General features: G+C 56.9%; 9 protein-coding genes and 1 pseudogene. 3 read left to right on the top strand and 7 right to left on the bottom strand.

Features of this window, described 5'->3' with window-relative positions; all coding sequences use genetic code 11:
• The 5 genes and pseudogenes from AMA01_RS12820 to AMA01_RS12800 form a co-directional block, all read right to left on the bottom strand.
• Positions 1-1,085 (bottom strand): annotated as a pseudogene (locus AMA01_RS12820) (biotin/lipoyl-binding protein); the annotation flags it as partial.
• Positions 1,086-1,617: 532 nt separating this feature from the next.
• Positions 1,618-2,151, bottom strand: a complete 534-nt coding sequence (locus tag AMA01_RS12815; protein WP_082744192.1) for a MarR family winged helix-turn-helix transcriptional regulator — start codon at positions 2,149-2,151, stop codon at positions 1,618-1,620.
• A complete protein-coding gene (locus tag AMA01_RS12810; protein WP_197459997.1) occupies positions 2,129-4,288 on the bottom strand; it encodes an efflux RND transporter periplasmic adaptor subunit in 2,160 nt (719 codons plus the stop codon). Before AMA01_RS12810 ends, AMA01_RS12815 begins: the two co-directional genes overlap by 23 nt.
• 34 nt (positions 4,289-4,322) lie before the next feature.
• Positions 4,323-5,903 (bottom strand): DHA2 family efflux MFS transporter permease subunit, encoded by a 1,581-nt coding sequence (locus AMA01_RS12805; protein ID WP_231862958.1) that lies wholly within the window; start codon positions 5,901-5,903, stop codon positions 4,323-4,325.
• A 24-nt stretch (positions 5,904-5,927) separates the two neighbouring features.
• A complete protein-coding gene (locus AMA01_RS12800; RefSeq protein ID WP_156468458.1) occupies positions 5,928-6,584 on the bottom strand; it encodes an HlyD family secretion protein in 657 nt (218 codons plus the stop codon).
• Positions 6,585-6,919: 335 nt separating this feature from the next.
• On the opposite strand from AMA01_RS12800, the gene AMA01_RS12795 reads away from it, so the two are divergent.
• Positions 6,920-7,954: a hypothetical protein gene (locus AMA01_RS12795; RefSeq protein WP_156468457.1), complete on the top strand. Its 1,035-nt coding sequence runs from the start codon at positions 6,920-6,922 to the stop codon at positions 7,952-7,954.
• 29 nt (positions 7,955-7,983) lie between these two features.
• A complete protein-coding gene (locus AMA01_RS12790) occupies positions 7,984-9,330 on the top strand; it encodes an FtsK/SpoIIIE domain-containing protein (protein WP_231862957.1) in 1,347 nt (448 codons plus the stop codon).
• A gap of 57 nt (positions 9,331-9,387) precedes the next feature.
• Here AMA01_RS12790 and AMA01_RS12785 read toward each other — a convergent pair whose 3' ends face one another.
• Entirely contained in the window at positions 9,388-13,677 is a 4,290-nt protein-coding gene (locus tag AMA01_RS12785; RefSeq protein ID WP_067851568.1) for a beta strand repeat-containing protein, read from the bottom strand.
• A 600-nt stretch (positions 13,678-14,277) separates the two neighbouring features.
• Here AMA01_RS12785 and AMA01_RS12780 point away from each other — a divergent pair.
• On the top strand, positions 14,278-14,955 hold the full coding sequence (locus AMA01_RS12780; protein ID WP_067851566.1) for an IMPACT family protein: 678 nt from the start codon (positions 14,278-14,280) through the stop codon (positions 14,953-14,955).
• A 5-nt stretch (positions 14,956-14,960) separates the two neighbouring features.
• Here AMA01_RS12780 and AMA01_RS12775 read toward each other — a convergent pair whose 3' ends face one another.
• Positions 14,961-15,512: a hypothetical protein gene (locus tag AMA01_RS12775; RefSeq protein ID WP_067851564.1), complete on the bottom strand. Its 552-nt coding sequence runs from the start codon at positions 15,510-15,512 to the stop codon at positions 14,961-14,963.
• Positions 15,513-15,660 lie beyond the last annotated feature (148 nt).

The following is a 15,660-nucleotide window of genomic DNA, read 5'->3' as shown; positions in this document are numbered from 1 at the left end:
AAAAGGCTCAGTTGTGTTTGCTGCAATTCTGCCTGATCCTTTGAGATGTTGAGTTGAACCTGTTGGATGGAATCCTCGTCCTGATTCACCTTCTCCTGATCTTGGGTCACTTGATTCTGCGCGCTTTGTATGGACTGATACGCGTTGTTCAGATTGTCGTAAATCTGTTGAGCGTTATTGACCGCAGTTTGATAGGGATTCGATCCCGCATAACCGCCCTGCGCCCAACTGTCGTAAAAGCTCAGTTCCTGCTGATACTGCTGGTACGCCTGCTCTACCTGCTGTTGTGTGACGTTCGGATTCTCCTGTTCCACAACCTGCAGGTTATTCTCGTCCTTCTGGAGCTGTTGCTCATCTTGTTGCAGTTGTTGTTGATCAGCCTGGAGTGTGTCTTCGTCCGATTGGAGTGCCTGTTGGGCGAGCGTCTGTGAATTTGACGCAGATTGTTGATCGCTCTGCAACTGCTGTTCGGCATTTTTGATTGCAGCCTGATCGGCTGCAATTTGCTGCTCGTCCAACTGTACTGCGTCGGACGCGGCGGTTTCTTGTTGTTTGGCCTCCGTCAGGTTTAGTTCGGCCTGTTGAACGGCCTGTTCTTGCGAGGAGCGATCGTTATACGCCTGCAGCGCCAGCTGATACGCCTGTTTTGCCTGTTGGACGGCGGTTCCATCATCGGCTATGGCGTTCTTATCGAGCGCAATCGTTTGTGGAGTAGCCCCGGACTTATCCTGAGCGAGTTTCGCCTCTGCGGACATCAACTGTGCTTTTGCTTCCGTCACACCCGCTTCGGCCTGCTGTAACTGAACTTGCTCCGATGAATCGTCCAATTTGGCAAGCACCTGTCCAGCCTTCACGCGCTGTCCAACTTTCACATAGATGGCACTGACCGGGGCATTGGATAACAGGAAACCGAGATTGTACGTCGAAGGCGACGCGACTGTACCGGACGTGCTCACCGTCTCTGTAATGTTACGGTAGCCCACTGTGTACTCGGTGCCGGCATACACCGTACTTCCTGACTTCGTCAGGCTCAGCCCGACAGGGATCCCGACGCCCAAAACGACCACGACAGCGGCACCAGTCAAGATCCACTTCCTCCGTGACCTTCCATTGGGATGGACTCGAACTTTTGGATTTAAATCAGGCTCGATGGTCATTACGACTTCACCCCACACCCGTCTCACCGGCATGCGGCAAATGCGCCGCTCCTCTGGCTCTCGAAACATAATGTAGGGCGATTGGATTGAAGGCATATTGAAATTCCGGGGCCAGCAATGAACATTCTGTCGCCGGCACCTTCAGCATCGGCGTCGTCGATATAGTGGGATATAAAACGCTCCCGGGGTATATGTGCGTATCTGTCAACTTCCTGAATGGACGCAAGGATCACCACACACCACTTTGCCTCCCAAGGTTGTAAAGCGGACATTCTCAGTCCCAAATCCGCCAGCTGGCTTGGACGCGTAGATGACGACGTCACATCCAGGCCCATCCTCAGCGGGACTGGCGCAGCAATTTTTAATAGTAGTGGAGCATGGTAAAACGAGGACATGAGTGAACTCGCATCAAATGACACAAAAGCGGCCTCAGCGGAACGAGCCGCGAGACCGCTTCCCTCTATAGCTCTCCTTCGTCTTTCGGTATCCAGGCGGCGGAAGCCGGACACGAAGTACGTAAGTGGAGCACGAGTGTTTTTTGTACACTCCTCAAGATACGCTCCAACGATGCGTACTCCGATGCATCTTGTGTACATTGTTGAACAATGGACGTCAGCGCTCCCTCCACGCGCCTCATTTCCGCTTGGCCTTCCTCAGTGATGGTAACATGCACAACGCGCCGGTCGCTCTTACTTTCGCTCCGCTGGATCCAGCCTCTCTTCTCAAGCCGCGACAGCATAATGGTCACGGCGCTCGGCGTGACGCCCAGATGCTCGGCAAGGTCCATGGTTCGCGTCGCGATGTTGCACCGAACCAGGTCCATGAGCACATATTGCCCTGGCGTGAGCGAACAAAAGGACTGCAAAAAGGCGGAGTGCACGAGAAGATACGTAGTCACCGCCAGCGTACGTGCGAGCGGTTCGGTGACCCCCTCCTCATGCTCCCGATCAAACTTCGGAATCTGCCCCGATTCAGTTCTCATCTTCTTGCCCATTTCGCCCAACGATGAATGCCCCTTCGCCAAGAACGATCTGGTCCCCAGAGTGCAGGTTCCCGCTCACCACGTCCTGATAGCCGCTCACAGGCGTATACGAAACCGGGACAAATGCGACATGTGGCGGCAATCCGGCTTGAGCCGAACTTTTTGCATGCGGTTCGTACACGAAGACGCCTTCTTCGCCATTCCACGACTGGATGGCAATGCTCGGAATGATAAACTGGGATTTCACCTGTCCCAGATTGACTGTCACTTGCCCAGTCATGCCATTTTTCAGATTCGCGGGCGGCTGATTGACAATGGCCTCCACTTCGTAGCTGTCCCCGTTGTTTTGAATAGGCGTGGGGTCCACACGAAAGATTGTGGCCTGAAGCGTGGACGAAAGCCCTGAAACGGTCATGCTGACCTGCTGCCCTGCGTGCACTTCGCTCAATTGATTTACATTGACGGGGAAAACCACCTCATACACCTGGGTGTCGATGACAAACGCCGTCTGCCCGGGTTGCACCGTGTCGCCGACCTCGATGTCCTTGGCCGCAATCACGCCGCTGACAGGCGCGCGAAGGGTCATGTAGCTCTCATTGAGCTCGGCCTGCTGCAACTGCGCTTGGGCCGCTTGCTCCTGCGCCGAAGCCGCCTGCAACTGAGCCTGCGCCGCGTCTTGGGATCCTAACGCTTCTTGGAATCCACCTTGAGCTGATTGCAACCCGGCAATCTCCGCTTGGAGCTTCGAATTGGCGGCCTGGACACCCGCCTGCGCGTTTTGCACACCCGCATTGGCGGTCTGAATCCCGGCTTGAGCCGATTGCAACGAACCTTGGTCAGGCGGCTGCACCACTTCTTGATACTGCGCTTTCGCTGTCGCCAAATTCGCTTTCGCCGCATTCAACTGTGCAAGCGCCTGATCCACCGCGGTTTGCTCTGCCGTCCGGTCGTTGTATGCCTGCTCGGCCGCTTGAAGAGCACTCTGTGCGGCCTGGTATTGCGCTTGGGCATTGGCGACCGCCGTTTGCGCCGTTTGAAGTTGAGACTGAGCCTGGGTTACTTGAGCTTGTGCCGCGCTGTATGTCTGTTTCGCGCTTTGCAACTCTTCGTATCCCTGCTCAAGCCCCTGATAGATGGCTTCGTAAGTCTGGACTTCCTGTGCGTACGGGTTATTGGCTGTACCAAATTGTTGTTGGTATGTGTTATAATCCGCTAATGCATTTTGATAGTTCTGGTAGGCTTGCTGCACCTGTTGTTCGGTGATAGAGCCATCCTTCTGCTCCGCGTTGTTCAGTTGAGTCTGCGCAATCTGCAGATTCTGCTCGGCCGTCTGTTCCGCCTGCTGCGCAGCAGCAACGTTTGCTTGCTGGTTTTGCTGGGCGGTCTGGAGAGCAACTTTAGCTTGATTGTACGCGTTTTGCGCCGCGACGAGTTGCTGATAAGCCTCGGTGCGATCATCGTACGCCGCAAGTGCGTCATCATATTCCTTTTGCGCACTTTCCACCGCAACCTCGGCAGCCTGGACATTTTGCTCTGCGACTGCTTTTTCCGCCGCTGTCGGGCCCTCGGTCACTTTGGTGAGACCAGCTTTGGCTTGGTTCAATTGACCTTCGGCTTCATTGACACCCGCTTGCGATTGCGTGATGCCAGCTTGCGCCGCATTCACACCCGCCTTAGCCTGTCCCACATTCCCCTCCGCCGTGAGCAAACCACCACCTGCTTCAACCATGGATGCTCGAGCTTCGGCGACAGCGGCGACCGCCTGTTCGTAGGTAGCCTGAGCTTGGTCCACGGCGAGCTTGGTACTGGAGTCGTCCAGTTGCGCAAGGATTTGCCCGGCCTTGACGTGTTGTCCAACCTGGACGTCGATTTGCGACACACGCCCGCCTGGCCCCTGGAAGCTCGCCTGCACCTCGGTTTTGCTTTCAATCGTCCCTTGCGCCACGAGTGTAGGCGAAGCGCTCGCTGGATGGAGAGTGTACAGATCATTCGTGGGCAACATGGTTGCCGCCTGCGAGGCACGTGCACTGAGAACACCAATCGTGGTTCCGAGAACCACGACAACCGCAGCGGCCACACCAGCCACGACCTTCGCGTTGGGTCTTCTTCCACTCGAGATGTCTTCTCGAATTGGCGGTTGAGTGCTCATCATTGGAAACCCCCTTACTGTTCAAGTGCTTTGCTTAGTCCATCGCGGGCGATACCCGCTGGTGTGACGATTGACGTTGCGGCGAACGCCCAATCGGATAGATGAAAAGCACCGCAACCCAAGCGGCAATGGCAAGCAGCGTTGAGACCATGAACGTGTCATTCATTCCGAGGACAAACGCATTGGCCTGCAAGTTGTCGTTGACTTGAAGCATCGCCTGCGCATGAGCTTGCGCTTGCGACATTCCTTGCGCCAAGTAGTGGGCAGTCGCCTGTGACAACTGCAAAGCACGCGGACTGCCTGGATCATATTGAGAAGCGAGCTGCGCCTCGCGAATGGTTTCGCGTTTGGTCATGTACACGGTCATGATGGCTGTCCCAAGTCCTGAAGCCACATTTCGGATGGTGTTGGTCAGCGCAGCCGCTTGCCCAGCCAATACGGGATTTTTCGACACAACCGCCGTGGTGCCAGCCGTCATAATGGGCATCATAGCGATACCCATGGCAAGGCTCCGCACGATGTAGAGTAACTGAATGTGCGCACCCGTAGAGTCTGTGGTTAAGAACGTGAACGCATAGGTTGAAACGGCAAGAATAGCGATGCCAAGGAGCCCGAGCGGTCGTGCGCCAATCTTATCGAACAACCGACCACTGATTGGCATCACGAGCGCGCTGACCAAGGCGCCAGGCGTCACAAAGAGCCCTGTCCGCAACGCACTGTACCCACGAATATTCTGCAGGTAGAGCGGCATGAGAAAGATACCGACGAACAGCGCTACGCTCAGAATCGAGACCACAATCAAACTCACAGTGTACGTGTACGTCCTGAGCAAGCGCAGTTGAAGCAAGGGCCGTTCTGCCCGAAGCTCCGTGATCACGAACAGGAGTAGCGACAACACTCCGATGATCAATGCCACCCGAACCTGTGTCGATCCCCACCCGTGATCTGGAACATTGTTGAAGCCATAAAGCAAACTAAAGAAACCAATGGTAGAAAACGTAACCCCCCACACATCGAGTTTGAAGGATGAGGAGGTCGGCAAATCGTCCATGAAAGGAATCGCTAAGAGAAGCGCAACAATCCCAATCGGTACGTTGACGAAGAAGATCCAGCGCCACGACGAATACTCCACGAAGTACCCACTGATGAGGGGGCCGAACGCAGGCGCGCCCATTATGGTAATGCCAAACACACCCATGATGGACCCGATACGTTGGGGTGGAAAGGTACGATAGATGACCGTCTGTGCGACTGGCTGAAGCAATCCACCTCCAATGCCCTGGAGGATTCGAAAGAAAATGATCGAAGGCAAGTTCCACGCGAATCCACAGAGAGCCGAACCGCCTGTGAAGACCACGAGCGCAAAGAGAAAAAGACGCTTGGGGCCGAGCGTATCAATGAGCCAACCTGAGGTTGGCACAATGACACCGGTGACCAGCATGTATCCGGTCAGCACCCATTGAATGTCACTCGTATTGGTGTTGAGTGCAACTTCCATTTTCGGGATGGCCACGTTCACGACACTCGTGTCGAGTACCGCCATGAACGTACCCATGAGCACAATGAACAGTTGAAGATATGGAGATGACCGGTGTTGGGTCGAGGTCGAGCTCACAGCATCCAATCCCTTCATCTCCCGTCATGAGTTCTTGAAAATGTGCACGGTAACATCCATCCCCGGTACGATGGGTTCGACAGGATATGTAGTAAAGTCAATGGTCACTGGGATCACTTGAGTGACTTTGGTGAAGTTCGCATTGTCACTGGTCGATGGAATTTCCGACAATGCGCTGTCTGTTGAAAGACCGATTCTTTCCACGATACCTGCAAAGGTTTGGCCAGGATAAGCGTCAATGTCGATTTTCACTTTCTCACCGACGTGGACTTCGCGAATCAGGGTCTCTTTTACGTTGGCAGTGACATATAGGTTGTGTAGATCGTAAGCGTACGCCATAGGCATTCCAGCTACTACCTGTTCTCCATCCGCTACATCACGCTGAACGATCGAGACATTCCCCGGCGACTCCACAGGCACATCCGACATGGCATTCCCCGATTGTTCTTCAATGTCACCGATGACGGCACCGGGCGTCAGGGTTGCGCCCACATACCCTTCCCAATTGACCACCTTCCCGCTCGTAGGCGCTTCGATGACATACTGGAATCCATCCACGTAAGCGTCATCGGTGGTCAAGTACTGACTTGATTCGTACCAGTAGTACCCTCCCCCTGCGATCGCAGCCACGATGACCACGCCCAGTCCCAGTTGCAGCGAACGTTTCACGGCTGGTTTCATACGCTCCACTCGTCACCTCTCTTGTGCTGCGGTTCGTCGCGCGGCCAGTATCCAAGCTTAATGATTCCGCAGCCCAATTGTTTAGCAAGCATGACACCCGCATAATCATATCGCTTCTCAGAAGAACATGTCAACTGAACACATTAGGAGGGAATAAAGCCTTGTTATGCAATATAACCATGCGTGAGTAAGTGAGAACAATCCGCCCCTCCGAAGGGAGCCACTGATTCTTTCTGATGTGAACAATAGTCGCGCAAATTGTCTATGACCCTGCGTCCACAACCGGACATTGGCTTGCCTTTCGCACCTGGATCGATGAGGACGAAGGTCTCGGCTTGCGCTGGCGGATGTATGATCGCGTGCCTCCGGCAAAGTCGAACCTGTGGCCGATCGAGGTCGACTTCGGCAGCGTCGCCTTGTGGGCGCGTCCCTTCGACTTCTGGTGGGAACACATTGCTTCCATTCTCCGCTACGTGGCCGACGCGCCTCATCTCCTCTACACTTCGAAGGGCGAATGGCGCGTGCGTTCGCGCGTGAGCCGACTCGATTGGGCCATTGACAGCGACGAATGGACGTTTGTCCCGGAAGACTTGGCGCGGTTTGTGTCGCGCACACGGATCACCCATCTCTACGAAACCGAGGAAGAATGGCTCGAATACATGCAGGAGCTCCCGGAGGTCTCCCATCTGGTGTGTCGACGGTTCACCGGGTTCTCCTTCGGCAAGACCCCGGTCCACGTTCGGATTTACCACAAAGACCGAGAGCTCATGCTGTCGCAGCAGGACACCAAAGCGAAGTTCTTTTTCCGCTTATGGGAAGCCAATGGCTGGGACGTCGGGCGATCCGTTTGGCGCGTGGAGATCGAGATTCGTCGAGAAGCGCTCCACCAGATGCATGATGGCACGCGCACATACGCCGACATGGACGTGGACGAGGTCGTGGCGCGATTTCCGACGGTGCTTCGCTATTGGCTGTTGTCTTGGCTGTCGCTTCGGCAACCCACCGACGACACGAACCGCTCGCGCTGGCCGTTGGATGAGACCTGGCAACGGGTGATTGAAACGGCGAGTGAAGCGCCCAGCGCCTTTGCGCGCGTCTTCCGCGCCCCGGTGCTCGATGCGCAAAACCTCGCACGACAACAACGCACGCTGCTTGCCAAGTGGGCGCTTCTCACCCGTTGCCCGCCGGAAGCGTGTTTGACGGAACCGTACCTGATTCAACTCGCCGAAGCTTTGGACCTGTCGTCCATGGAATTTCTGTGGTCGGTACACAAAGAGATGCGCAAGCTGGCGGGGCGTTTGGGGGTACGCCTGCCTGACGACGACAAGCCTGCAGAAAGCGAATTTGCCCTGCAATCCCCCCGAAATTGAAACCACTTCATGATGAAAGGGTGATTGGAATGAGCACGACGACGCCTTCTCCGCATGGGAACGAAGCTCGTGAGTTGGGGGCTTGGGCGTGGCGACAACTGCGTCGGCACCCCCTGCTCTTCACCGCTGCGGTTGTGTCCGCGGCGATCCTGGTGTGGCATGGGCTCAAAGCCCTCCCGATGGACATCCATGTTCCCCATGGCCCAGAACACTGGCGATGGCTCGGGTGGTTCCTTGGCGTTCCCGCCGTGTTCATGGTGTATCTCGCTTGGACCGGTTGGATCGACCGAGACCGCTTGATTGTCGACGCGTTCTCCTTCGAGGAGGCGCTTCGGCGCGCGGACCTTTGGGACAACCCGCGCTACAAGCGCCCGTCGCTCGTGCGGGTGAAAGAACGCGCGAATGGCGACGTGGAGCTCATTGTCCACGGGCTCCCGGTCTCGATCTGGCAGAAGCCCGAGATCGCCGATCCCTTCTGCGCTTCCTTTGGGGTCGAGCGATTCCGCTCGGTGACGCAGGACCCGAAGCGCCGCGACCGCGTACATTTGGTACTCGCCTCCGGTTCACTGGATCAAGTCGTGAAAGCGGCAGGTCGCGAACCCGGCGCGCGCCGACTTCCGAAACCGAAGGTCAAACGCGATCGCGATGATGAGGACGCGCATCCGGTAGCTCGCATGTCGTTTCTCCTCGGCTATGGGCATGATGGGAAGGTGTTCTGGCACCTTCCCACTTGGCCGCATCTCCTGATCGCCGGAAGCACCGGCAGCGGGAAGTCGACGCTTATTCGACAGATCATGGCGCAGGCCCTCGAAGGCGGCTGGCTCGTCTACCTCGTCGATCCCAAGGGCGGCGTCGACTATCTGGAACTCCTTCCGATGCTCGCAGAGCCCATGAAGGAGTTCCCGCAGGATGCGCTGCCGCTTCTCGAAGCGCTCTGGGCAACCCACCGTGAGCGTCTGACCAAGCTCAAGGAAGCGGGTTACTCGTCGCTTCGGGAAGCGCAGGAACGCGGCTTCTTGCTCGAGGAGAAACCGATCCTTCTCGTCGTGGACGAGCTCTCGATTTTTACGTCGAGCACAGGCGGCAAGGATGAGAAAGAGATGCGTACCCGCGCCCATGCGTATCTCGAGCGGTTCGCCTTGGCCTCGCGCGCGACGGGCATTGCGCTTCTGCTCTCGGCGCAGTATCCGACAGCTGAAATCCTCGGTTCCCAGATCCGCCAACAGGTTTGGCGCATCTGCGGGCGCGTGGATGACGAGATCGCCTCGAGGACCATCCTCGGCGTCCCAGGCGCGGAGAAACTCCCGCCGGACAAGCCGGGACGGTTCTTGTACGTGGAGCACGGCGAGTTGAAGGAATTCCAAGTGATGTTCTGATGAGCAAAAAGAAAGCCGGCAGCCCAACGAGGGGCTGTCGGCTCATGCATACAACTCTCAATAAGTAGTGGTCGCTGTCTGCGTAACGCCATTCGTGGTCACTGCCACTGTCAGCGTCACGTTGGTCATTGATTGCGATGTATACACATTTAACGTGTACACCCCATTCGAACCACCAGACACGGTGAAGTCGCCTGCGCTTGGAGTGCTATTGCTCGCCACGCCGGTGTAATTTACCGTTGTACCGCTTGCCCCGCTGTTATCCGAGACAGCGAAGTTGGAATACGTTAGCCCGGTAATCGGGTTTCCATCCGGATCCGTCACCGTCACGGTACCCGAGTAGTCATAGGGCAAAGTTGAACTAGACGTGGAGAAGGTCCCTAACGTCACCTTCGCCACATTGTCAACTCCACCCTGCCAGGTAATCGGCACTTCGCCGATCGCCGTGGTGCCGCCAGCCGAGTACGCGTTCAGCTCACCACCCGACACCTGGACTGACGGTGCGGTAATCAGTTGGTACGTCGCATTTTGACCCGTACCGTTCGTGGTGTTCACCGCCGCATACGTCACCGCGCCATCCTCGAGCGTCAGCTGCACTTCGCCATTGTTGTTCGTGGTGAGCGTAATCGTCGGCACCTGGCCGCTGCCAATGTTCGTCGCCGCCAACGCACCCGGCACCGAGATCGAGTTGTAGTCAAGCTGCCAACCGCTCGGCAGGATGTCGGCTGGATTGAACAACGGCACCGGCGTAGGCTCCGTCTGCGACGTGTTGCCTTGCGGCACGGACTGCTGCAATGCCACGCCGTTGACCGCCGTGATCCACACGCCCGGCAGATTCTGCGGCGTGATTGTAATCGTCGCATTCGGCACCGGGTTTCCAAACGCATCCTGCGCCTCTAAGGTCACAGTATTCGTCTGGTCGGCCGAGCCTGTAATGTTTTGTGGCGTTGCGTACACCGCCTGCACCGAACCCGTGCTTGCGCTGGTGTAAGTCACCTGCGCCGTTGCGGTCTGGCCATTTTCTGTTGCCGTGTACGTGTACGTACCTGTGAAGCGGCCGTACGCTCCCACCTCGACGATTTGGATCGGGATCAACTCGTCGCTCACGGTCTCGGTCGCATTGGTAGCCGTTCCAGTAGCCTTCGACTGACCGTTGCCCGAAATCCACGTGAGTGTCAATGTCCCCGGACCGCCGCTCGTCGTCGATACCTGACCACCCTCGATCATCGGGTCGCCTTGCGCGTCTGCCGGCATCGGCACTTGACCAAAGTCCGCCACTTGCTTGCCCGTCTGGGTATCGTACAGCACGTAGTTGCCGCTTGAATCTTGACCCAAGATGTAGTTGCCATCCGGCGTGTACGCCACGACCGTCTGCAGGCCGTACGCCGACGGGTCAAAGATCACCTGGCCATTGACAGTGGTTTTACCGCTCTTCGAAATGACCACCTGAGCCGAGTAGTTGTACTTCGAATTGCTGATCTCGTGACCATCGATGAAATTGATCGAGTCCTGGTTCTTTCCATCGGACGCGATCGTGTAGTTCAGGCCACCGTTCGGGATACTCGCCAGGTTGACGTAGTTGTTGAACGGAGCCACGAGCCACGTGACCTCACCCGACGGTTGCAGGAAGTACTGGCTCTGGTTGTTCCCCCACGGAATGCCCTGCAACGAGATCGTGTTCGGCGTCCCGCTGTTGGTGTTGATCAACGGACCATAGTTTTCAATGCCTTCAATGGTCGTCGCCTCACCCAGCGCGCTCACGCCGCTACCCGGCTGGAACTGGATGTTCGCCGAAGCCGACGCACCGCCTTGACCCACCGGATTGGCGTCCGGATTGTTCACCTGAACATTGATATTCAACGTTGCGGTGCCACCGTTGATATTGATGCTCGAATTCGGATCGTTCGACGAGTTGACAGCCACCGTGTAGTTGGTGTTGAGCGGCGCCGCCGGCACGCTGGTGTTCTCACCCTGACCAAAGGTGATCGTAAACGGCGTCCCCGTCGCCGACTGCAGGTTCGAGTACAGGTACCCCTGCACGCTGTCGACGTAGACCTGATTCGTCTTGTAGTCGACGTACACGGACAGGTTGGTGATGTCAAACGTCTGGGTACCGTCAGTCTTGTAGCTGTAATTGCTTTGCAGCTGCTTCACAATCGCGTTGTAAACTGTTGAATTACCGCTACCTGCCGGATCCAGTTGGAACCCGAACGCCGAATTCATCGTGAAGCCCTGCGGTACATTCAGGTTGAAGCTCAGCTGATCATCCGGGAACTGCGCAGGCAGAATCTCCTGGCCGCTCTCCGTGTACGCACCGAAGTACATCGTTTCGGACGAGCTTGCAGTCTCCTCGAGACCCTGAGGATTGTTCGGAATCTGCGAGACATCGGCGTAGCTCGCCTGCAAGGCATGATTCGACAATCCGAGCGCACCCACACTCTGCCCAGGCTCCCAAGAGACCTGCATCGCGCCGTTCGAGCTACCGAGCACCGGCAAGAGCGTCAGGTCAGAAGGCAGCTGCTGACCTTCCACCACGCCCGAGGTCGGCGGCGCATAGTAGATGTAGTAGTCATCCACCTGCTGCTGCTCCTGCGCATTGACCGTATCGGACACCGTGAACGAGAAGTTTCCGTTTGCGTCCGTCGTCACAAGGTCAAACGACGAGCCGCTGAACTTGTACTTCTGCCCGTTCACCACGTAGCTGTCCGTGCCATCGGCGCCAATCTGTCCGCTGCCAATCGGCGCGTCCACAATGACCAACTGCGCGTTCGGCACGGGGTTGCCCGCGGCATCCTCCGCCGTACCCGTAATGGTCAGGTTGGATCCCGACGTCGGATTCTCGCGGTTTTGGTCCGTCAACGCAGGCGAGTTCAGCACATTCGCAGGCGAGACGTTCGCAATCTTCGCAGGTTGGTCTTGGAACGACCACTGCAGATAGCTGTTGCCCTGGCTGGAGCCGCCATTGACCAATTGCGCGCTCACTTGCGCCATGGCCACAGCACCCGTGAGCGGCGTGCCGTTCTGGGTCGGGACGTTCGCATTCAGGTACATGATCGCCTGACCCTGGCTGTTCGTGGTGGTCGTGTAGATGGTCTGCGTGCCAAATTGGCCGTTCGCGCCCACTTGGACCACGCCACCGCTCAGCACGTTGCCCTGCGAATCCGTAATGTTGATTGTCGGATTCCCAATCGTCGCAACGTTCGCAGCGGAGACATAGAATTTCACAGCCTGACCCGCCACCGAGGACGCGCTCTGGCCACTCCCAGGCAGCATGGTGGCAACCATCGCAATGAGACCCTTCGTCGGATCTTGCGATGATGAGAACGTCAGGTTATCCGGATTCGACTGGTTGCCCCACAGCGGCGCCAGAACCAACGTGCCAGGCAGGCCCCACTGCGCCGTGACCGCCGACGAGCGGATGTACTGACCATTCGACTGAATCGGAAGCTGCGCAATGACGTACAGAGGCTCCGTCGTCGTGCTTGCGCTCGACGTCACCTTCATGGTGGCGACGCCCTGGCTGTTGGTCGTCACCTGATAGTAATCATCATACGTCTTATTGCCGATCACGATCGGCGCAGACAGCTTCGCATAGTTCAGCGTGTTCCCGCTCGCATCGGTCACCGTCAGGTTATCCGTCGTGGAGACCAAGAACTCCACAACCTGATTCGGCACCGGATTCCCATCTCCATCGGTCACCGTCGTGGAGAAGGTAATGGCATTGCCCACCGCAGCCACAGCCGGGGCGTTATCCGCTCCGGTACCGACCGTCTGCCCGGAGACCTGGATCGGCGACAGCGTCTCCGTGGAGGTGTTCACCGTCGTTTGGGTCTGGATGTTGAGCCCAGCCTGACCGCTGAAGGTGCCGTTGACGTTCAACGCCTTCAAGATGTTGTTAATGTAGTAAATCGGCAGGTAGGTCGTGATGGGTCCCTTGGGCCCAGCCGCCGGATCGCGTGCGACCTGTGTATTGAATTTCTTGACGACCGTACCGTTCACCGTCACGGTCGTGTTGCCCGTACCAATACCGCCCGCGACTTGGACATTCGCTGCATTCACGTTCGAATCCGTCAGCGCCCACGTGTGGGTTACGCCATTCCAAGTCGCCTGGATCCCAATCTTCGCGAGCGCCTGGCTGAAGTAATAGATCGGGAAGAATCCCGTCTTGTTGCCCGAATCGTACCCCACCATCTCATAGGGGTTCGACAGGACCTGGCCATTGACCACGATGGGCAACTGACCAGCCGGTGTGAGACCACTGGAGCTGGACGTTGCCGCAAACGTCATTGGGCTAATCGCACCCAGGACAATCGCAGCTGAAGCAATGCCACTCAGTGTGCGTTTCAAGTCCCCTTCTCCTCCTTATGACTCCTGTAGAATCAACAGCCTGAAGTTCGGTGACGAAGGTCACCCCGCATTGGCCATTCGTCACTGCCCCCGCGCCCGGCGATCTTCCAAGAGCTTCAAACAGCCGTTTACACACCAACCTGATCACGTTTGAATTCTCTTGTATCCGGCACGCAGGGAGGCATCCCTCCCTTCAGTGGCTACCTGCAGCCTTCCCTCTTCTGGCTTTAGCCGCCAGGATTCGACAACACGAGGGTTGTTCTCGACAACGTAAGCCACTCTAACAAGTTATGTATCCTAATACAGTAGCCTCAATGCTGCATTATACGCTTTCTACCCTTGCAAGTAAAGGTCTCGTGAGGAAGAAAGGCATAGTTCTCGGCATATTTTCAGCTTTGAAGCACACCCGGTTACGCATGCAGGGCTCTATACCGAGACTATCTACATCCTTCGACTCGTGGTCTTTATTTGTGAGGGTCCACAATTGAATTCGCCCGTCATTTTTCAAATTCCTTGAACGGTTTCTACCCAATTGTGCCTCCTTAAGTCAATTTGTTAGGATGATCTCCATTGCTCATGTCGTAGTCAGGGGGTACGTTGATGATGTCTTTTGTAACTCTGGCGTATGCTTGGACAGCCGAGACCATCGAGAAGAAGTCCAGATTTATCGCCTCAGCCTTCCCTATTCGGAGCGAGGCGGAGGCGTTCACCGCGTTGGACGGGGTTCGAGAAGACCACCCGGACGCTCGGCACCATGTATACGCGTATCGGATAGGTATTCAGGTGCCGAGCGAGCGGTTTTCGGACGATGGCGAACCGAGTGGCACCGCTGGCCGACCTGTGCTTGAGGTCATTCGCCGCAAAGGCCTCACCAACGTGTTGGTGGTCGTGACGCGCTACTTCGGCGGCATCCTGCTTGGCGCGAGCGGTTTGGTCCGTGCCTATACCGAGGCCGCAGCAGCTGTCCTGGAGGAGGCCCCCAAGCTTCTGTGCGCTCAGATGTGCGACATCCTCGTCAGCTGCGCGTACGAGCACTACGGCAAACTCATGCATCTGCTCGAACAGACAGGTCTCCGACTGTACGACGCGGAATTCACAGAAGCCGTGCGTTTTCGCCTCGTGGTGCGCGAAACAGATGTGCCGCGCACCGTCGCGCTTGTGACGGATGCGACGTCCGGGCAGGCGACATGCCGAGTGTCCCCGCCCGCCTATGTAGGCGTAACGGATGCCGGCGAACTTGTCCGCAACGTGTGGCTCCGCGAAAACGTGCCAGAATGACAGCCTCAGAAGCGCGGATACGCGACGCCCCGTGCGAGCTGAAGGATCAGGGCGGATCGCGCGGCTAAGATGCGCTCCACCACCCGCGGCCTAGGCATTTGCACCATGAACTCTATGCCGTCGGCCATCCGCACCGCGGTCTCCTCCGGATTGATGGCGCGGATGCCTTGAATGGCATCGATGCGGAAGAACCCCTGTGAACCATCGTTTCGCCCGATAGGCGTTCGCACCCGAAGTTGAGCATATGCGAGCCCTTCTGCCGCGATGACGACGGGAGCGAAAAGACTCCGATTCAGGTCTTCCTCGCAGGCTCTGCGCAGGTCCCGCTGCGAGATGGCAAAGTGCCGGAGCAGGCTTTCCCGCACCCATTGCGCGCGGTGGGGTTCGTAGAACATGCGGCCATCGGACAACAAGACGAGCGTCCGATTCCCCTGACAGTACACAGGCACAAATGCGGTAATCCGGCGTGCAATCTCGGCCATGCGCGGCGCGTCTCCCTCGGCATGGACGGGCACATTCTCGATTGGGTGCTGGTTCGGCTCCGGCAGGATAAACATTGAACACATTCCTCCCTCATGGTGGTCATTCCTGAAAGCTGTTGTTTCCGTCGTGATTAGAATGATTGGAGATACCTACCTCTTTGTAGCTAGGGTATCGTCAGTTTATGAATTCTGTCAATATGGGAATCTACGTTTGTGGAGTTGA

The sequence above is a fragment of the Alicyclobacillus mali NBRC 102425 genome (assembly GCF_001570745.1).
GTDB classification, from domain to species: domain Bacteria; phylum Bacillota; class Bacilli; order Alicyclobacillales; family Alicyclobacillaceae; genus Alicyclobacillus; species Alicyclobacillus mali.
The sequence above is the reverse complement of the archived record's forward strand: the minus strand, read 5'-3'. Positions and strand labels throughout refer to the sequence as shown.